A 16,646-nucleotide genomic window follows, 5' to 3' on the forward strand; every position below is an offset into this window, starting at 1 on the left:
CACCATCCGAGCACACCACTCGCGCACACCGCCCCCCGTCCGGAAGGTCCCTCCCGCCGATGACCAGCCGCCCCCTGTCGATCTGCCTCGTCCAGTCGGCCGCACACCATCACGCCGCGGACGACGGTCTGGACGCGTTCGTGGCGGACGTACGCCGTGTCACCCGCGCCCACCCGCGCGCCCGGCTGCTGGCCTACCCCGAGCTGCACCTGTGCGGCCACCGCCCGGACGAGGACCCTGAGGCGGTCATGACGGCGGCCGCCGAGGAGCTGGACGGCCCCCGCGGCGCCCGCCTGGCGGACCTCGCGCGCGAGACGGGTGTGTGGCTCGTGCCCGGCAGCGTCTACGAGCGCGGGGCCGACAGCCTGATCTACAACACGGCGCCCGTGTACTCGCCCGAGGGCGAGCGCGTCGCCGCGTACCGGAAGATCTTCCCCTGGCGCCCCTACGAGACCACGGCCTCCGGCACGGAGTTCGTCGTCTTCGACATGGCCGGGTACGGGCGCGTGGGCCTGTCCATCTGCTACGACGCCTGGTTCCCCGAGGTCTCCCGACACCTGGCGTGGCAGGGCGCCGACCTGGTCCTCAACCTCGTACGCACACCGACCGTCGACCGCACCCAGGAACTCGTCCTCGCCCGGGCCAACGCGATCGTGAACCAGGTCGCCATGGCCAGCGTCAACGCGGCGCAGCCCGACGGGATCGGCCGCAGCGTCGTCGTCGACCCCGAGGGCCGGGTGCGCACCGAGGCCGAGTCCGCCACGGACCAGATCGTCACGGACGTCCTCGACCTCGGGGAGGCCCGCCGGGTACGCACCCATGGCACGGCGGGCCTCACTCGAGTGTGGGCCCCGTTCACGGCCGGCCAGCCGCCCCTCGAACTCCCCCTGTATGCGGGGCGAATCGACCCCGAGCGGTGGAGTGAGGGGCTCCCGGACGAGGGGCGGTAGGGCGGCGACGTATGCCGAGGGTGTCGGAACCGGGAACAGCAGTCGCGGAACCGGGATCAGCGGTCCATCAACAGTCGCGGACCGGATCCGTCTCGCTGTAGATGTCGGTGTCCTTCATGAAGCCGAGCCGGCCGTTGTCCGCCACCGTCATCAGCCAGCGCGTCGGGTGCGGTCCGCCGACCCAGTCCTGGCCGTCCATCTTGCAGTAGAACCAGCTGGGGTTGGAGTTCATGTGACCCACCACCGTGCCGGGGTCCGGGTAGATGTGGTTGTTGCCGATGGTGCCGTACACCGGGGCGCCGGCGACGTTGTGGCACCAGTGCCGGTTCCCGTCCTGCCAGCAGCCGTCCGCTGCCGAGGCCGTGGGTGCCAGGGTGACGACGGCGCCTGCGGCGAGGGCCACCGCGCCCAGGACCGAAGCGAGCTTCTTCTTCATACAACTCCCCATGTTGTGGCCCCCATTGGGGCGACGAACGTTGTTGTCGTGGCGCCCTGGTCGGGGGCGGCCACCGGGGAAGACGGTGTCGTTCGCGGGTGCGGTTGCCGGGGTCACACTGTCTTCACCCGTCCGGGCGTACGCAACACGCGTATGGCCCCTTCATGACAGGGCTGTTGCAGTCCGGCCCCGGGCGACCCACGCCCTTGACCCGCCTCCGGCGGCCTGGCTAGCTTCGGCGGCATGTCCGACGACCAGCGGTATCACAAGCGCCGAGCCATCGATCTGATGCGCGTCGCCACCGCCGTGTGTAGCTGAGCCGCGGCGCCCGTTCGACACGCTCCACGGGGCCGTATTCCGCGCGTACTTGCTTCTCCTTCGGGTCCCACGCCTGCACCGGCGTGCCGCCCCTCCTCTCTGTGAAGGCACGAATGAAGCCCCGTCCCCGCATACCCATGTCCGGATTCCGGAGCGCCGCGGTCGTCGGATCGCTCGCCGCGGCCCTGCTGCTCACCTCCTGCGCGAACAACTCGACCTCGACGAACGGCAGTCGGAACGTCGCGTCGAAGAAGATCCCCGCCAAGGTGTCGGCGGACACCACGCTCACCGTCGGCGCCCCGACCCTGAAGGTCGCCCTCGAACTGTCGGGGCAGATCGACAAGCTGCCCTTCAAGGTGAAGTGGGCCAACATCAGTGGTGGCCCGCAGTGCTCCGAGGCCTTTCGCGCCGACGCGCTCGACATCTGCTCCGCGGCCGAGATCCCGTCCATCAACGCCCACTGGACCGGGCTCGACACCAAGCTCGTCGGCGCCGAGTTCCGCAAGGACCCGATCGCCGACCCGATCTACGAGCTGGGGATCGCGCCGGGCGCCGGCGTCAAGAAGCTCTCCGATCTGCGCGGCAAGAAGATCGCCTACAGCCCGGGCCAGGCGCAGGGCGCGCTCGTGCTGCGCATTCTGAAGAAGGCCGGGCTCGGCAAAGAGGACGTGAAACTCGTCGAGCTGGCCAGCACCGGTGATGTGTACCCGACGGCCCTCGGCAATCACCAGGTCGATGCCGCGCCCATCGCCGGTGTCAACATCAAGCGCTATCTCACGAAGTACGGCCGGGACGGTGCCACCACCATCCGGCACGGGCTGCGGGACGACCCCGGACACCTGTGGGCGCTGACCGACGCGGTCGCCGACGGGCAGAAGTCCGCGGCCATCAAGGAACTCATCCGCTTCTGGGCCCGCGCCGAGGTCTGGATCGACGCACACCCCAAGGAGTGGATCGAGGGCTACTACGTCAAGGATCAGGGGCTCAGCCGCGAGGACGGCGAGTATCTCGTCGAGCACGCGGGCCATCCGGTCTTCCCGGCCAGCTGGAAGGGGGCGATCGCGCGGCAGCAGCAGACCGTCGACCTGCTCGCGAAGGAACAGAAGCACGAGCGCTTCGACGCGGGAATTCTCTTCGACCGGCGGTACGAGCGGGTCGCCGCGGACGCGGTGGCCGGCGAGGGTGGTGAACAGGCTTGAGTTCAACGGCTGTTGAGGTGAAGGTCGAGGAGAGGGCTGCTGCCGGGGCTGGCGGGCGTCCGGCGTACGCGTCCCGTCCCCGTGTCCGCAAGCGGCTCGCTCCCGGACGGCCCATCCCCTACGGGTGGGCGCTCGGCCCGCTCCTGTTGCTCGCCGTATGGGCGGCCGGCTCGGGTGCGGGGCTGATCGATCCGCGCAACCTGCCCGCTCCGTGGGCCATCGCGAGCACCGCGGGTGATCTCGTCGCCGACGGCAGGCTCCAGTCGAACCTCGCGATCTCCGCCCAACGCGCCCTCCTGGGCCTGGTGTTCGGCGTGCTGGCCGGGCTCGCGCTCGCGCTCGTGTCGGGGCTGAGCCGGATCGGCGAGGGGCTCGTCGACGGGCCTGTGCAGATCAAGCGGTCGATCCCCTCGCTCGCCCTGATTCCGCTGCTGATCCTCTGGTTCGGCATCGGCGAGTCGATGAAGGTCGTCACCATCGCGCTCGGGGTGTTCGTGCCGATCTACATCCACACCCACAACGGGCTGCGCGGCATCGACAGCCGCTACGTCGAACTCGCCGAGACGGTCCGCCTGGGTCGTGCCCGGTTCGTGCGGCACGTGGTGCTGCCGGGAGCACTCCCGGGGTTCCTGCTCGGGCTGCGGTTCGCGGTGACCGGGGCGTGGCTCGCCCTCGTCGTGGTCGAGCAGGTCAATGCCACCAGTGGCATCGGCTACATGATGGAGCTGGCACGGACGTACGGACAGACCGACGTGATCCTCGTCGGGCTCGTCGTGTACGGAGTTCTCGGCCTCGTCTCCGACGCCCTCGTGCGGCTCGTGGAGAGAAAGGCGCTGACATGGCGACGTACCTTGGCCGGCTGAACCCCGTACGGCACGACGGCGCGGCACCGGCCGCCGCCGTACGCATCGAGGGACTCGTCCGCACCCTCGGCGGGCGTGACGTACTGAACGGGCTGCAACTGTCCATCGCCGAAGGGGAGTTCGTCGCCCTGCTCGGCCGCAGCGGCTCCGGCAAGAGCACCCTGCTGCGGGCCCTGGCCCGGCTGGACCACGATGTGCCGGGCGGTGGCGAGCTGATCGCGCCCGACAACGTGTCCGTGGTGTTCCAGGACGCCCGGCTGCTGCCCTGGAGGCGGCTGCTGGACAACGTGGTCCTTGGCCTCGACGGGCCGGATGCGGTGGAGCGCGGGCGCACCGCCCTCGCCGAGGTCGGCCTCGAAGGCCGCGAGCGGGCGTGGCCGATCGAGCTGTCCGGCGGCGAGCAACAGCGTGTCTCGCTCGCCCGCTCCCTGGTGCGCGAGCCTCGACTCCTGCTCGCCGACGAACCGTTCGGCGCGCTCGACGCACTGACCCGGATCCGGATGCACGGGCTGCTCCGCCAGCTGTGCGAGCGGCACCGTCCCGCGGTCCTCCTGGTCACCCATGACGTCGACGAGGCCATCGCACTCGCCGACCGGGTGGTCCTCCTGGAGGAGGGCCGGATCGCCCTCGATCTCCCGGTGCGCCTACCGGTGTCCCGCCGGCGCGGCGATCCCGAGGCGGCGGCCCTGCGTGAGCGGCTCCTGAGGCAACTCGGAGTCGAGGCCGCGGAGGATGCCGAGAGCCGCGCCGGTGCAGAGCAGGCTCATGATGGGACGACCGGCGCGGAACCGGAGGGGCGATGACATCGGCGACCGAGGAATTCCTGTGGTACATCCCCAATACCGTCGAGCCGGGACACCGCGGCGACGAAACCCGGGCGGGCTGGGGCTCGATCGAGTTCTCCACGCGGCTCGCCCGCACCGCGGAGGAACACGGCTGGGGCGGCGCCCTGTTGGGCACCGGCTGGGGCCGGCCCGACACCTTCACCGTGGCGACGGCGCTCGCCGCGCGGACCACCACGTTCAAGCCGCTGATCGCGATCCGTCCCGGCTACTGGCAGCCGGCCAACTTCGCGAGCGCGGCGGCCACTTTGGACCAGCTCAGCCAGGGGCGGGTGCTCGTCAACATCGTCAGCGGCCTGGACAACCCGGCCGCGTACGGTGACACGAACGTCGACCCCGCCGCGCGGTACGCACGCACCCGGGAATTTCTGCACCTGGTGCGGCGGCTGTGGACGCAAGAGGATGTCACCTTCGAGGGCGAGCACTTCCAGGTGCGCCACTCCACGGTCTCTCCCCGCCCGTACGAGGTTCCGGGCCGCGCACATCCGCGGCTGTACTTCGGCGGCGCCTCCGAGGCCGCGGAGCGGGTCGCGGCGGCCGAGGCCGACGTCCAGCTGTTCTGGGGCGAACCCCTCGACGGGATCGCCGAACGTATCGACCGGCTACGGAAGTTGAGCGAGTCGGAGGGCCGCGTGCACGCCCCGCTGGAGTTCGGGCTGCGGATCACCACGGTCGTCCGGGACACCGGCGAGGAGGCGTGGGAGGCCGCCGAGCGCAAGGTCGCGAAGATGGCCGAGGGTGCCGGCGACACCACCTGGACGGGCAACCGCCGCACGGCCGTCGGCCAACGCCGACTGCTTGACCTGGCAGAACGCGGCGAGGTACTGGACCGCTGCCTGTACACCACGCCGGGCCGCTTCGGCGGCGGGGGAGCGGGAACGACCTGGCTTGTCGGCTCCCCCGACGAGGTCGCGGCGGCCCTGCACGACTACCGCGGTCTCGGCATCTCCCACTTCGTCCTGTCCGACACCCCCTACCGTGAGGAGACGGCCCGGGTGGGCGACCAACTGCTGCCGAAACTGAGGGAGTTGGCCGCCGCCCGTTAGTTTCGCGGCGAACTCACCCCTGGTGGGGCTCGTCCCCCACCGACTCCCGCAACCGCGCGCTCGCCATCCGCATGTGTTCGGCCATGGCCCGGTCCGCGCCCTCCGGGTCGCGGTCGCGGATCGCCTTGAGGACGGCGTCGTGTTCGCAGAGGGTGCCGCTGACGGTGCCCTCGATGTCGCTGACCCGTTCCATCCAGACCTGGAGCAGCGCGCGGATGCTGTGCAGGATGTCGCTCAGGACGGTGTTGCGGGCGATGCTCGCGCACTCCAGGTGGAAGGCGATGTCGGCGTCGATGAACGCCTTCACGTCGCTTCCCGCCTCCCGCATGTGCCGCAGGTGCTCCTCCAGGCGTGCCACGTCCTCGTCGCCTGCGCGCTCCGCTGCGAGACGCGCCGAGACGCCCTCCATGTAGGTGCGGACCTCGACCAGGTCCCTGGTACGGCGCTGGCCCAGCATCAGGCCCCAGTTGATGGCGCGCGGCAGGAACTCCGACGTGCCCTCGCGGACGTAACTGCCGGAGCCCGGACGGATCTCGATGATGCCGAGCACGTCGAGCGCGGACAGCGCGCCGCGCACGCTGGAGCGGGCGACCCCGAGGGCCTCCGCGAGCTGGCGCTCGGCCGGTAGCCGGGTGCCGGGCTTGATGTTCCCCGCGGAGAGGTGGTCGAGCAGGCGCTTGGCGACCTCGCTGACGGAGGACTCGCGCACGACCGGGCGCAGGAGCGTGGCGAGGTCGGCCTCGGGGGTGGCGTCGGAGGGCTGGTTGGTCACGGTCACCAGTAGACCAGACGGGTCGTCCAGGCCGGTCCACGGCCGCGCGCGACGCTCTTTCGTGCCCGGTTTGTCAAGGGTTCAGCCATGGGCAACAAGTGCGACGCTCGCCACATTGGTAAATTGGTGACCAATTTGAAGATCGGGTCTAGCGTGACACGCAGATCGGCCCGACCTGAGCGGCCAGCCAGCTGCTGCGGCCCCCTCACCCCTCGTGCCGAGCGTGACCCAAGTCCGGACAGAGCTGTCCGGCGAGCCGAGGAGTCGCCATGCCTGCCACTGCCGCGCCGCCCGTGAAGGCGACGAGGTCGGCCGTCGAGAAGTCGGCCATCAAGAAGATCTCGATCCGGTTGGTCCCCTTCGTGGCCCTGATGTTCTTCGTGAACTATCTGGACCGCACCGCGGTGTCGTTCGCGGAACCGAACGGGATGGGGGAGGACCTGGCGCTCACCGCGGCCCAGTTCGGCTTCGCCTCCGGGATCTTCTTCGTCGGTTACATCGTGCTCGAGGTCCCCAGCAACATGGCGTTGCACCGCTTCGGCGCCCGCCGCTGGCTGGCCCGGATCATGGTGACCTGGGGCATCGTCTCGCTGCTCTTCACCTGGGTGGACAGCAGCGGAGGCCTCTACACGCTGCGCTTCCTGCTGGGTGTCGCGGAGGCCGGGTTCTTCCCCGGCGCGATCCTCTTCCTCAGCCAGTGGGTGCCGAGCCGCCACCGCACCAAGGTGCTCGGCCTCTTCTACCTCGCACAGCCGCTGACCACGGTCTTCGGCGCCCCGCTCGCGGGCTGGCTGATCGGCCACCACGGCCTGTTCGGCCTCGAGGGCTGGCGCGTGATGTTCCTGTTCGTGTCGATCCCGGCGATCCTGCTGGGCGTCATCGCCTGGTTCTACCTGATCGACCGCCCCGCCGACGCCAAGTGGCTCACCACCGAGGAGCGCGACTGGCTCACCGAGGAGCTGGCCGCCGAGAACGCGCAGAAGACGGGCCACGAGGACAAGCACGCCAAGGGCGACCTGAAGGCGGCGTTCACCAACGGCCGCGTCTGGATCCTGGCTGTCGTCTACTTCGGCTTCGTCTACGGCCTGTACGCGCTCGCCTTCTTCCTGCCGACCATCATCGACGGCTTCCAGGAGCAGTACGACACCACGTTCAGCGTCATGGACAAGGCGTGGATCACGGCCATCCCGTACCTGCCCGCCGCGGTCGTCCTCTTCTTCTGGAGCCGGCACGCCACCCGGCACGGCACCCGCACCTGGCACGTCGCGGGCCCCGCGATCGTCGGCGGCATCTCCATCCCGCTGGCCCTCTACATGGGCTCGCCGGCCGCCACCGTCGCCGTCATCACCGTGACCGCCTGCGCCATCTTCGCCGCGCTGCCCGTGTTCTGGGCCGTGCCCTCCCGCTTCCTGACCGGAGCGGCCGCCGCGGCCGGCATCGCGCTCATCAACACCGCGGGCAACATCGCGGGCTTCGCCTCCAGCTACATCACCGGCTGGCTCAAGGACTGGACGGGCGACTACTACGTACCGCTCTACCTCGTCGGCCTCTTCATGCTGCTGTCGGCCGTGCTGATGGTCGTCCTCGCCCGTCGCGCGCCCACCAGCACCTCGTCCCTCCCGGAGAACCAGCGATGACCCGCCTCCACAACGACCCCGCCGCCTTCGCCGACGAAGCGCTCGAAGGCTTCGCCGCCGCCCATCGCCGCTGGGTGCGCCCCGTCACCGGCGGCGTGGTCCGCGCCACCGCGAAGACCCCCGGCCAGGTGGCCGTCGTCATCGGCGGCGGATCCGGCCACTACCCGGCGTTCTCCGGCCTCGTCGGGCAGGGACTCGCGCACGGCGCCGCCGTCGGCAACGTCTTCGCCTCGCCCTCCGCCCAGCAGATCCGCGGCGTCGCCAAGGCGGCGCAGTCGGGCGGCGGTGTGCTGCTCATGTACGGCAACTACGCGGGCGACGTCCTGCACTTCGGGCAGGCCGCCGAGCGGCTGAACGGCGAGGGCATACCGACGCGGACGTTCGCCGTCACCGACGACATATCCAGCGCGGACCCCGCAGAGGCCCACAAGCGGCGCGGCATCGCCGGCGACCTGCCCGTCTTCAAGGTCGCCGCTGCCGCCGCCGAACAGGGCGGGTCCCTCGACGAGGTGGCGCGGATCGCCGCCCACGCGAACGACCGCACCCGCTCCTTCGGCATCGCCTTCTCCGGCTGTACGCTCCCGGGCGCCGACCACCCGCTGTTCACGGTCCCCGAGGACCGGATGGCCGTCGGCCTCGGCATTCACGGCGAGCCCGGCATCGGCGAGGAGCCCGTCCCCACCGCGGACGAGGCCGCCGAACTCCTCGTCGCCACCCTCCTCAAGGAACTCCCCGAGGGAATTGGGGCGCCGGACGGGCAGCGCGCCGCGGTGATCCTCAACGGCCTGGGCTCCGTGAAGTACGAGGAGCTGTTCGTCGTCTACCGCAGGGTCGCGCAGCTGCTCGACGACGCGGGTGTGACGGCCGTCGACCCCGAGGTCGGCGAACTCGTCACCAGCTTCGACATGGCCGGCATCTCCCTCACCCTGACCTGGCTCGACGACACCCTCGAAGCCCTGTGGACCGCCCCCGCCGACACCCCCGCGTACCGCAAGGGCGCCGTCCCCGAAGCGGCCGCCGCCGACGAGGAGTCGTACGAGGCGGAGGAAGGGCCCGAGGCCTACACGGCGAGCGAGGAGTCCCGGCAGGCCGCGGCGACCGCGCTCGACGCGCTGCGCCGCCTGAAGGACACAGTCGACACGCACGCCGACGAACTCGGCCGCATCGACGCCGTCGCGGGCGACGGCGACCACGGCATCGGCATGCAGCGCGGCTCGACCGGCGCCTACGAAGCCGCCCGCCACGCCCGCGAAGCCGGCGCGGGAGTCCGCTCCCTGCTGACCGCCGCGGGCGACGCCTGGGCCGACAAGGCGGGCGGCACCTCCGGCGCACTGTGGGGCATCGTCCTGCGCGCGCTCGGCGACGCGCTCGGCGACACCGAACGGCCGACCCCGGCGTCCGTCGCCCACGGAGTCCAGCAGGCGTCCGACGGCGTCCGCAGGACCGGCGGCGCCGAGGTCGGCGACAAGACCATGGTCGACGTCCTCGTGCCCTTCGCCGAGACACTCGGTCAACAGGTCGACGCGGGCGCCGAGTTGGCCGCCGCGTGGGACACCGCCGCCACCGCGGCCGAGCAGGCCGCGCGCGACACCGCCCACCTGCTGCCCAAGATGGGCCGCGCCCGCCCCCACGCCGAGAAGTCACTGGGCACACCCGACGCGGGCGCCCACTCCCTCGCCCTGATCGTCCGCGCCGTCCACGGCGCGCTCGCCCCCTGCAAGTAACTCCCTTTAAGGAAAAGCGACATGAGTGACAAGCTGCGGATCGTCGTCGGCTGCGACGACGCCGGATTCCAGTACAAGGAGGCGCTGAAGCAGGACCTCCGGGCGAGCGACCTGGTCGAGTCGGTCACCGACGTGGGCGTGGACGCCGATGGACACACCGCCTACCCGAAGGTCGCCATCGCCGCCGCCGAGATGGTGGCTCGCGGCGAGGCCGACCGTGCGCTCCTGGTGTGCGGCACGGGCCTCGGCGTCGCCATCGCCGCCAACAAGGTCAAGGGCATCCGCGCCGTCACCGCGCACGACTCCTTCTCCGTGGAGCGCGCGATCCTCTCCAACAACGCCCAGGTGCTCACCTTCGGCCAGCGCGTCGTCGGCATCGAACTGGCCCGCCGCCTCGCCGCCGAGTGGCTCACCTACCGCTTCGACGAGACCTCCGCGTCCGCGGCGAAGGTCCAGCTGATGAGCGACTACGAGAACGAGGCCACCGAGGCCGAGGCCGCCTGATGAACGCCCCCGTCCTGCTCGGGGTGAGCCTGAAGATGTACTTCGGCCACCACGAGACCCTCAACTGGTCCCGCCGCATCGTGCAGTTGGCGGACCGGCACCCGGCCGTCACCAGCGGCGCGGCCCGCCTGTTCGTGCTGCCGTCCTTCCCGGCGATCGTGCCGGTGGCCGGGATCCTCGCGCGCAGCGGAGTCGACGTCGGCGCGCAGGACATCGCCACGGAGGACGTGGGCGCCTACACCGGCGAGGTGTCCGGGCCGCTCCTCAAGGAGATCGGCTGCCGCTACGCCGAGGTCGGGCACGCCGAGCGCCGCCGCCTGTACGGGGAGGGTGACACGGTCGTCGCCTCGAAGACCGCGGCCGCGCTGCGCAACGGCCTCACCCCGGTCCTGTGCGTCGGCGAACTCGACCCCGTGGAGCCGGAGGAGGCCGCGCGCCGCACCGTCGCCGAGGCCGCCCGCCTGCTCTACGGCCTGGAGGGTCCCGTGGTCCTCGCGTACGAGCCGCAGTGGGCCATCGGCGCACCGGAGCCGGCCTCGCCCGAGCACATCACCACCGTGTGCGCCGCGCTGGGGGAATGGCTCAACTCCCGCCCCCAGCACGCCGGTTCCACCGTGATCTACGGCGGCAGCGCGGGCCCCGGCCTGCTCACCCGCCTCGGCGGCGCCGTCGGCGGCCTCTTCCTCGGCCGCTTCGCCCACGACCCGGAGGCCGTCGGCCGCATCCTCGACGAGATCGAGCCCGCCGCCTCCCGTACGGAGGTGGCCTGACATGGCGTACGGCATCAGCACCTACGCGTACTTCTGGCGCATCTCGTCGCGCGCGCCGCAGCCGATGACGGCCCTGGACATGCTCCGGGACATCCACCGGCTCGGCGGCCAGGTCTTCCAGATCTGCGACTACGCGCCGATCGAGACGTACGACGACACCCAGCTCGCCGAGCTGAAGGAGGCCGCCGCCGACCTCGGCGTCGCTCTCGAACTCGGCACCCGCGGCATCGCCCCGGACCACCTGGAGCGCTACCTGCGCATCGCGGAGCGGCTCGGAGTGACCTTCGTACGCTCCATGCTGCACACCGCCGACCACAAGCCCGGCGTCGAAGAGTCGATCGCCCTGCTGAAGCAGGCCATCGGCCGGTACGAGGAGGAGGGCGTCACGCTCGGCCTGGAGACGTACGAGCAGGTCGCCACCGCCGACCTCGTCGACGTCGTCCGCACCGTGAACAGCCCCCGCCTCGGCATCGTCGTCGACCCGGGCAACTGCGTGGCCCGCCTGGAACACCCGTCCCAGGTAGTGGAGTTGACCGCGCCCTACGTGGTGAACGTGCACGTCAAGGACTTCGCGTTCAGCCGCAGGGACGGCTGGGTGGGCTTCACCTACGCAGGAGCGCCACTCGGCAGGGGCCTCCTGGACTACCCGGCGATGATCGCCGCCGTCCGGGACCACGCCCCGGACCCCGCGTCGGTCAACCAGATCGTGGAGCACTGGCTCCCGTGGCAGGACGGTGGCTTCGATGCCACCGCCGAGCTCGAACACCAGTGGACCAAGCACAGCATCAGCACACTCCTGAAGGGCGAATGAACATGGCCGCCGAGAACAACACGACCGTTGCCGTCATCGGGGCCGCCGGCAAGATGGGCCAGCGTGTCTCCAACAACCTGGTCAAGAGCGACTTCACTGTCCTCTTCTCCGAGAATTCGCCCAAGGGCCAGGAGCTGATCCGCTCCCTCGGCCGTGAGCTGACCGACTCCGAGACGGCGGCGCAGCAGGCCGACGTCCTGATCCTGGCCGTGCCGGACATCGTCCTCGGCAAGGTCTCCGAGCAGCTCGTCCCGCTCCTGAAGCCGGGCGCCGTCGTCCTCACCCTCGACCCGGCGGCCGCGTACGCGGGCCTGCTGCACCCGCGCGCCGACGTGCACTACGTGTGCGCGCACCCCTGCCACCCGTCCGTCTTCCTGCAGCGCAAGACGCAGGCCGAGCTGGACGACACCTTCGGTGGCATCGCGGCACCCCAGGAGGTCGTCGCCGCGTACGAGGGCGGCGACGAGGCCAAGCAGGCGCTCGCCGGGTCCGTCATCCGCGTCATGTACGCGCCGGTCGTCGACGTCCACTGGGTCACCGTCAAGCAGCTCGCCGTCCTGGAGCCGACGCTCGTCGAGACCATCGCCTGCATGGTCGGCGCCCTCCTCAACGAGGCGCTGCACGAGACCGTGCACACGGTCGGCGTCCCGGAGAAGGCGGCCCGCGCCATGCTCCTCGGCCACACCCAGGTCGCCCTGGCCAACACCCTCAAGGGTGACAACCCGTTCTCCGACGCGTGCCTGATCGCCATGGACTACGGCCGTGACTCCATCGTCAAGGACGACTGGAAGAAGGTCTTCGACGACGGCGAGCTCGACAAGGTCATCACCAAGATGCTCAAGATCAAGGAAATCCGCCGCTGAGCCGCTCCCGCTCCTGGTGCCGGGTGGCCCGCCCACGGGGGACGGGCCACCCGGCACCGCATCGGTCCGACCCGCTGCAGGGGACTGTTGCCCCGGCACACTGCAGTGATGGCTGGCCATGGTCGTGGCGTGCCGGTTCCGACGTTTCGCCACAAGCCCACCCTGGTGGGGGAGTTGACTTGGCTGTGCCCTGCCACCGCAACCGACGTCGCCGAACTGCTGCCCATGTTCGGCGCCCCGCAGGTGGCGCGACCGCCTGGTAGTCGTGACCGGGACGGGCCCGACGAGACCCGGCCTCGGGACCGAGGCGACCCGGCTGATCGTCGGGTACGGCTTCGAGGAGCTTGGGCTGCATCGCATCTCGCTGGAGGTGTACGCGTTCAATCCGCGGGCCCGCCGTGCCTACGAGAAGGTGGGATTCGTCGCCGAAGGGGTGCTGCGGGACCCGTTGCTGTGGGACGGGGAGCGCGTGGACGCCGTCGTGATGTCGGTCCTCGCGCCGGAGTGGTTGGAGCATCGCGGGCACGCGGTGTGAGCCGGTTCAGGGGTTCGCCCGGAACGCCCCCGGTGTCACCCCCGTGCGCAGGCGGAAGAACTTCGTGAAGTCGCTCGGGTCGTCGAAGCCGAGACGGCCCGCCACCTCCTTCGCCGGCAGGCCGCTGTGCCACAGCAGACGCTTGGCCTCCAGAAGGACCCGGTCGTCGACGTACTGCTTCGCCGTGCGGCCCGCCGCCGCGAGCGTGGCGCGGGTCAGCGTGCGGGGGCTGTAGCCGAGAGCCGCCGCGTAGTCCTCGACCCGGCGGGTCACCGCGTGGTCCCGCTCCACCGCCGCGTGGAAACGGTGGAAGGCGCTGGACACAGCCGCGGGGCCCGGCTCCGGGGCGCGTACCTTCGCGAGACGCATCACCAGCACCGACAGCAGCGCCCGCAGCACCTCGGTGTGCGCCTGGAGGGGGAGCGAGGCCATCGCCCCGTACTCGTACGCGAGGTGGTCGAGCGCCCGCCGCACCCCCTCCGCGTCCGGCCCAGCCGGTGTCAGCGGACGCTGTTCGTACGGCGGGTCCATGTGCGCGGCCGAGACGATCGCCGGCGGCAGGAAGCCCGCCTTGAAGACCACGTCCACGCCGTCCGCCGTCCTCAGGTCCCGGCCGAAGCGCTGCACCTGACCCGGCCGGATCCACAGCCACGAACCGGGCCGCAGCTCGTACTCGACGAAGTCCACCGCCACCTGCAGCGGACGCTCGCGCGCGCCGATCAACTGGTGGAACGCCGGCCGCAGCGGCGCGTACGGATCATTGCCGTGGCGCAGCGAGCGGTCGTGCAGGTCGGCCAGCTCCTCGACCTCCACCCCCGTCGGCGCTCCGACGTTCGGCGTGTACTCGAGGTCCCTGACATCGGGACGTTCCGCACCGGCCGCACGGCCCGCGCGCTGTTCCTGTCTGATTTTCCCCATCGTGAGTCCCGAGCGTACCGCTGCCTCCCCCGTCCCGCCGCCTAGCGTGAAAGCACAGGTCAGCGACGTGTGAGGAGTGTCCTGTGCGATTGGTCGTGGGAATGACCGGGGCGACGGGAGCTCCGTTCGGTGTCCGTCTACTGGAGTGTCTGCGCGAGCTGCCGGACGTGGAGACACATCTGGTGCTCTCCCGCTGGGCGCGCACCACCATCGAGCTGGAGACCGGCCGCTCAGCGGCGGAGGTCTCGGCGCTCGCCGACGTGACACACCACCCCGACGACCAGGGCGCCACCATCTCCTCCGGCTCGTTCCGCACCGACGGCATGGTCATCGTGCCGTGCTCGATGAAGACACTCGCGGGGATCAGCGCCGGCTACGCCGAAGGGCTCGTGGCGCGCGCCGCGGACGTCGTCCTCAAGGAGCGGCGCAAGCTCGTCCTCGTCCCGCGCGAGACACCACTGAGCGAGATCCACCTGCGGAACATGCTCGAACTCGCCCGCATGGGCGTGCAGTTGGTGCCGCCCATGCCCGCCTTCTACAACAACCCGCGCACCATCGACGACATCGTCGACCACATCGTCGCGCGGGTCCTCGACCAGTTCGACCTGCCCGCCCCGGCCGCCGAGCGCTGGGCCGGCATGCGCGCCGCACGCGCCGCCCGCACCGCGGCCGACTCCGCAACCTCCGTACAGAACACAGGAGTTATCCATGCCCTATGACGATCTGCGCAGCTTCCTCGGCACCCTGGAGAAGGAGGGCCAGCTGCTGCGCATCTCCGACGAGGTGCTGCCCGAGCCCGACCTCGCGGCCGCCGCCAACGCGACGGGCCGCATCGGCGAGAACGCACCCGCCCTCTGGTTCGACAACGTCAAGGGCTTCACCGACGCCCGCATCGCGCTGAACGTGCACGGCTCGTGGGCCAACCACGCCCTCGCGCTCGGACTGCCGAAGAACACTCCGGTCAAGGAGCAGGTCGAGGAGTTCGCGCGGCGCTGGGACGCCTTCCCCGTCGCCCCCGAACGCCGCGAGGACGCGCCCTGGCGCGAGAACACCCAGGAGGGCGAGGACGTCGACCTGTTCTCCGTCCTGCCCCTCTTCCGCCTCAACGACGGTGACGGCGGCTTCTACCTCGACAAGGCCGCCGTCGTCTCCCGCGACCCCGAGGACCCGGACAACTTCGGCAAGCAGAACGTCGGGACGTACCGCATCGAGGTCATCGGCGCGAACCGGCTCGCCTTCCAGCCCGTCCCGATGCACGACGTCGCCCAGCACCTGCGCAAGGCCGAGGAGGTCGGCGAGGACCTGCCCATCGCCATCACCCTCGGCAACGACCCGGTGATGGCGATCGTCGCCGGCATGCCGATGGCGTACGACCAGAGCGAGTACGAGATGGCCGGCGCGCTGCGCGGCGCGCCCGCCCCCATCGCCACCGCGCCGCTCACCGGCTTCGACGTGCCGTGGGGCAGCGAGGTCGTCATCGAGGGCGTCATCGAGTCGCGCAAGCGTCAAATAGAGGGCCCCTTCGGGGAGTTCACCGGTCACTACTCGGGCGGCCGCCGCATGCCCGTCATCCGCGTGGACCGCGTCTCGTACCGGACGAACCCGGTCTTCGAGTCCCTCTACCTCGGCATGCCGTGGACCGAGTGCGACTACCTCGTGGGCCCCAACACCTGTGTGCCGCTGCTCAAGCAGCTGCGCGCGGAGTTCCCTGAGGTGCAGGCGGTCAACGCCATGTACACGCACGGCCTGATGGTGATCATCTCGACGAAGAAGCGGTACGGGGGGTTCGCCAAGGCCGTCGGCATGCGCGCGATGACGACGCCGCACGGGCTCGGATACGTGGCCCAGGTGATCGTCGTCGACGAGGACGTGGACCCGTTCAACCTGCCGCAGGTCATGTGGGCCATGTCGGCGAAGGTCAACCCGAAGGACGACGTCGTCGTCATCCCGAACCTGTCGGTCCTCGAACTCGCGCCCGCCGCGCAGCCCGCCGGTATCACCAGCAAGATGATCATCGACGCGACGACCCCGGTGGCACCCGACGTCCGCGGCAACTTCTCCACGCCGGCCAAGGACCTGCCCGAGACGGCCGAGTGGGCGAAGCGCCTCCAGGACATGATCGCGGCCCGCCACTGACCTCTGTCGCCCTCTCTTTCCAGTCTTTCCAGAAAGGCCAACGCCCATGAACAGCAAGCTGGTTGACGGCGCCGTGTGTCCGCGCTGCCCCGCCGACACCGTCACCCGCCTCGCCACGTCCCCGGTCCCCGGAGCGTGGGACGTGCTCCAGTGCACCCGCTGCCTCTACGCCTGGCGCACGAGCGAACCCGACCGCCGCACCCGCCGCGAGTCCTACCCCGAGGCCTTCAAGCTGACGGACGCCGACATCGAGAACGCGATCGAGGTTCCGGCGGTGCCGCCGCTGCGCGTTTGACCTTGACACGGTGACAAGGTCTTCACT

Annotated in this window: 17 protein-coding genes and 1 pseudogene; 15 read left to right on the forward strand and 3 right to left on the reverse strand. The window is 70.7% G+C overall.

Annotated elements, in window-relative coordinates:
- Positions 1 to 59 precede the first annotated feature (59 nt).
- On the forward strand, positions 60 to 950 hold the full coding sequence (locus ACOKM3_RS38135; protein WP_426905841.1) for a carbon-nitrogen hydrolase family protein: 891 nt from the start codon (positions 60 to 62) through the stop codon (positions 948 to 950).
- A 67-nt stretch (positions 951 to 1,017) separates the two neighbouring features.
- Here the strand turns inward: ACOKM3_RS38135 and ACOKM3_RS38140 are convergent, their stop codons facing one another.
- Complete coding sequence (locus tag ACOKM3_RS38140) at positions 1,018 to 1,386, reverse strand: hypothetical protein (RefSeq protein ID WP_426905842.1); 369 nt, start codon at positions 1,384 to 1,386, stop codon at positions 1,018 to 1,020.
- A gap of 455 nt (positions 1,387 to 1,841) precedes the next feature.
- Here ACOKM3_RS38140 and ACOKM3_RS38145 point away from each other — a divergent pair, with 455 nt between their 5' ends.
- From ACOKM3_RS38145 to ACOKM3_RS38160, 4 genes are read left to right on the forward strand one after another with little or no spacing between them, the layout of a single operon-like run.
- Positions 1,842 to 2,903, forward strand: a complete 1,062-nt coding sequence (locus ACOKM3_RS38145; RefSeq protein WP_426905843.1) for an ABC transporter substrate-binding protein — start codon at positions 1,842 to 1,844, stop codon at positions 2,901 to 2,903.
- The gene (locus ACOKM3_RS38150; protein ID WP_426905844.1) at positions 2,900 to 3,766 is read left to right on the forward strand and encodes an ABC transporter permease; all 867 of its coding nucleotides are present in this window, start codon (positions 2,900 to 2,902) and stop codon (positions 3,764 to 3,766) included. Before ACOKM3_RS38145 ends, ACOKM3_RS38150 begins: the two co-directional genes overlap by 4 nt.
- The gene (locus ACOKM3_RS38155) at positions 3,742 to 4,569 is read left to right on the forward strand and encodes an ABC transporter ATP-binding protein (RefSeq protein ID WP_426905845.1); all 828 of its coding nucleotides are present in this window, start codon (positions 3,742 to 3,744) and stop codon (positions 4,567 to 4,569) included. The genes ACOKM3_RS38150 and ACOKM3_RS38155 overlap by 25 nt, the downstream gene beginning before the upstream one ends.
- A complete protein-coding gene (locus ACOKM3_RS38160) occupies positions 4,566 to 5,654 on the forward strand; it encodes an LLM class flavin-dependent oxidoreductase (protein WP_426905846.1) in 1,089 nt (362 codons plus the stop codon). Before ACOKM3_RS38155 ends, ACOKM3_RS38160 begins: the two co-directional genes overlap by 4 nt.
- Positions 5,655 to 5,667: 13 nt before the next feature.
- On the opposite strand, the gene ACOKM3_RS38165 is transcribed toward ACOKM3_RS38160, so the two are convergent.
- On the reverse strand, positions 5,668 to 6,432 hold the full coding sequence (locus tag ACOKM3_RS38165; RefSeq protein ID WP_426905847.1) for a FadR/GntR family transcriptional regulator: 765 nt from the start codon (positions 6,430 to 6,432) through the stop codon (positions 5,668 to 5,670).
- A 263-nt stretch (positions 6,433 to 6,695) separates the two neighbouring features.
- Here ACOKM3_RS38165 and ACOKM3_RS38170 point away from each other — a divergent pair, with 263 nt between their 5' ends.
- From ACOKM3_RS38170 to ACOKM3_RS38200, 7 genes and pseudogenes are all read left to right on the forward strand, one after another.
- A complete protein-coding gene (locus tag ACOKM3_RS38170) occupies positions 6,696 to 8,063 on the forward strand; it encodes an MFS transporter (protein WP_426905848.1) in 1,368 nt (455 codons plus the stop codon).
- On the forward strand, positions 8,060 to 9,787 hold the full coding sequence (locus ACOKM3_RS38175; protein ID WP_426905849.1) for a dihydroxyacetone kinase family protein: 1,728 nt from the start codon (positions 8,060 to 8,062) through the stop codon (positions 9,785 to 9,787). Before ACOKM3_RS38170 ends, ACOKM3_RS38175 begins: the two co-directional genes overlap by 4 nt.
- Positions 9,788 to 9,808: 21 nt before the next feature.
- Positions 9,809 to 10,291: a ribose-5-phosphate isomerase gene (locus tag ACOKM3_RS38180; RefSeq protein WP_426905850.1), complete on the forward strand. Its 483-nt coding sequence runs from the start codon at positions 9,809 to 9,811 to the stop codon at positions 10,289 to 10,291.
- Complete coding sequence (locus ACOKM3_RS38185; protein WP_426905851.1) at positions 10,291 to 11,061, forward strand: triose-phosphate isomerase family protein; 771 nt, start codon at positions 10,291 to 10,293, stop codon at positions 11,059 to 11,061. The genes ACOKM3_RS38180 and ACOKM3_RS38185 overlap by 1 nt, the downstream gene beginning before the upstream one ends.
- A gap of 1 nt (position 11,062) precedes the next feature.
- A complete protein-coding gene (locus tag ACOKM3_RS38190) occupies positions 11,063 to 11,872 on the forward strand; it encodes a sugar phosphate isomerase/epimerase family protein (RefSeq protein ID WP_426905852.1) in 810 nt (269 codons plus the stop codon).
- Positions 11,873 to 11,874: 2 nt separating this feature from the next.
- A complete protein-coding gene (locus ACOKM3_RS38195; RefSeq protein WP_327659487.1) occupies positions 11,875 to 12,735 on the forward strand; it encodes a phosphogluconate dehydrogenase C-terminal domain-containing protein in 861 nt (286 codons plus the stop codon).
- Positions 12,736 to 12,997: 262 nt separating this feature from the next.
- Positions 12,998 to 13,270: pseudogene (locus ACOKM3_RS38200) on the forward strand (GNAT family N-acetyltransferase); the annotation flags it as partial.
- Positions 13,271 to 13,276: 6 nt separating this feature from the next.
- Here ACOKM3_RS38200 and ACOKM3_RS38205 read toward each other — a convergent pair.
- Positions 13,277 to 14,188, reverse strand: a complete 912-nt coding sequence (locus ACOKM3_RS38205) for a helix-turn-helix domain-containing protein (RefSeq protein ID WP_426905853.1) — start codon at positions 14,186 to 14,188, stop codon at positions 13,277 to 13,279.
- 83 nt (positions 14,189 to 14,271) lie between these two features.
- On the opposite strand from ACOKM3_RS38205, the gene ACOKM3_RS38210 reads away from it, so the two are divergent.
- Genes ACOKM3_RS38210 through ACOKM3_RS38220 form a run of 3 tightly spaced genes read left to right on the forward strand, consistent with a single transcriptional unit; the run spans position 14,272 to position 16,619 of the window.
- Positions 14,272 to 14,907 (forward strand): non-oxidative hydroxyarylic acid decarboxylases subunit B, encoded by a 636-nt coding sequence (locus tag ACOKM3_RS38210; protein WP_426905854.1) that lies wholly within the window; start codon positions 14,272 to 14,274, stop codon positions 14,905 to 14,907.
- Complete coding sequence (gene vdcC, locus ACOKM3_RS38215) at positions 14,897 to 16,324, forward strand: non-oxidative vanillic acid decarboxylases subunit C (protein WP_426905855.1); 1,428 nt, start codon at positions 14,897 to 14,899, stop codon at positions 16,322 to 16,324. The genes ACOKM3_RS38210 and vdcC overlap by 11 nt, the downstream gene beginning before the upstream one ends.
- 46 nt (positions 16,325 to 16,370) lie before the next feature.
- Positions 16,371 to 16,619 carry a non-oxidative hydroxyarylic acid decarboxylases subunit D gene (locus tag ACOKM3_RS38220; RefSeq protein ID WP_426905856.1) on the forward strand — a complete coding sequence of 83 codons (249 nt, stop codon included), beginning with the start codon at positions 16,371 to 16,373 and terminating at the stop codon, positions 16,617 to 16,619.
- Positions 16,620 to 16,646 lie beyond the last annotated feature (27 nt).

This window comes from Streptomyces nidicola, assembly GCF_050106155.1.
In the GTDB taxonomy this organism is placed as follows: Bacteria; Actinomycetota; Actinomycetes; order Streptomycetales; family Streptomycetaceae; genus Streptomyces.

What these genes read in the sequence shown, in the direction of transcription:
- ACOKM3_RS38175 (WP_426905849.1), top strand. Translation starts at nt 8,060, where the DNA reads ATGACCCGCCTCCACAACGACCCCGCCGCCTTCGCCGACGAAGCGCTC.
- ACOKM3_RS38180 (WP_426905850.1), top strand. Translation starts at nt 9,809, where the DNA reads ATGAGTGACAAGCTGCGGATCGTCGTCGGCTGCGACGACGCCGGATTC.
- ACOKM3_RS38205 (WP_426905853.1), bottom strand. Translation starts at nt 14,188, where the DNA reads ATGGGGAAAATCAGACAGGAACAGCGCGCGGGCCGTGCGGCCGGTGCG.
- ACOKM3_RS38135 (WP_426905841.1), top strand. Translation starts at nt 60, where the DNA reads ATGACCAGCCGCCCCCTGTCGATCTGCCTCGTCCAGTCGGCCGCACAC.
- ACOKM3_RS38170 (WP_426905848.1), top strand. Translation starts at nt 6,696, where the DNA reads ATGCCTGCCACTGCCGCGCCGCCCGTGAAGGCGACGAGGTCGGCCGTC.
- ACOKM3_RS38145 (WP_426905843.1), top strand. Translation starts at nt 1,842, where the DNA reads ATGTCCGGATTCCGGAGCGCCGCGGTCGTCGGATCGCTCGCCGCGGCC.
- ACOKM3_RS38195 (WP_327659487.1), top strand. Translation starts at nt 11,875, where the DNA reads ATGGCCGCCGAGAACAACACGACCGTTGCCGTCATCGGGGCCGCCGGC.
- ACOKM3_RS38185 (WP_426905851.1), top strand. Translation starts at nt 10,291, where the DNA reads ATGAACGCCCCCGTCCTGCTCGGGGTGAGCCTGAAGATGTACTTCGGC.
- ACOKM3_RS38160 (WP_426905846.1), top strand. Translation starts at nt 4,566, where the DNA reads ATGACATCGGCGACCGAGGAATTCCTGTGGTACATCCCCAATACCGTC.
- vdcC (WP_426905855.1), top strand. Translation starts at nt 14,897, where the DNA reads ATGCCCTATGACGATCTGCGCAGCTTCCTCGGCACCCTGGAGAAGGAG.
- ACOKM3_RS38140 (WP_426905842.1), bottom strand. Translation starts at nt 1,386, where the DNA reads ATGAAGAAGAAGCTCGCTTCGGTCCTGGGCGCGGTGGCCCTCGCCGCA.
- ACOKM3_RS38190 (WP_426905852.1), top strand. Translation starts at nt 11,063, where the DNA reads ATGGCGTACGGCATCAGCACCTACGCGTACTTCTGGCGCATCTCGTCG.
- ACOKM3_RS38220 (WP_426905856.1), top strand. Translation starts at nt 16,371, where the DNA reads ATGAACAGCAAGCTGGTTGACGGCGCCGTGTGTCCGCGCTGCCCCGCC.
- ACOKM3_RS38155 (WP_426905845.1), top strand. Translation starts at nt 3,742, where the DNA reads ATGGCGACGTACCTTGGCCGGCTGAACCCCGTACGGCACGACGGCGCG.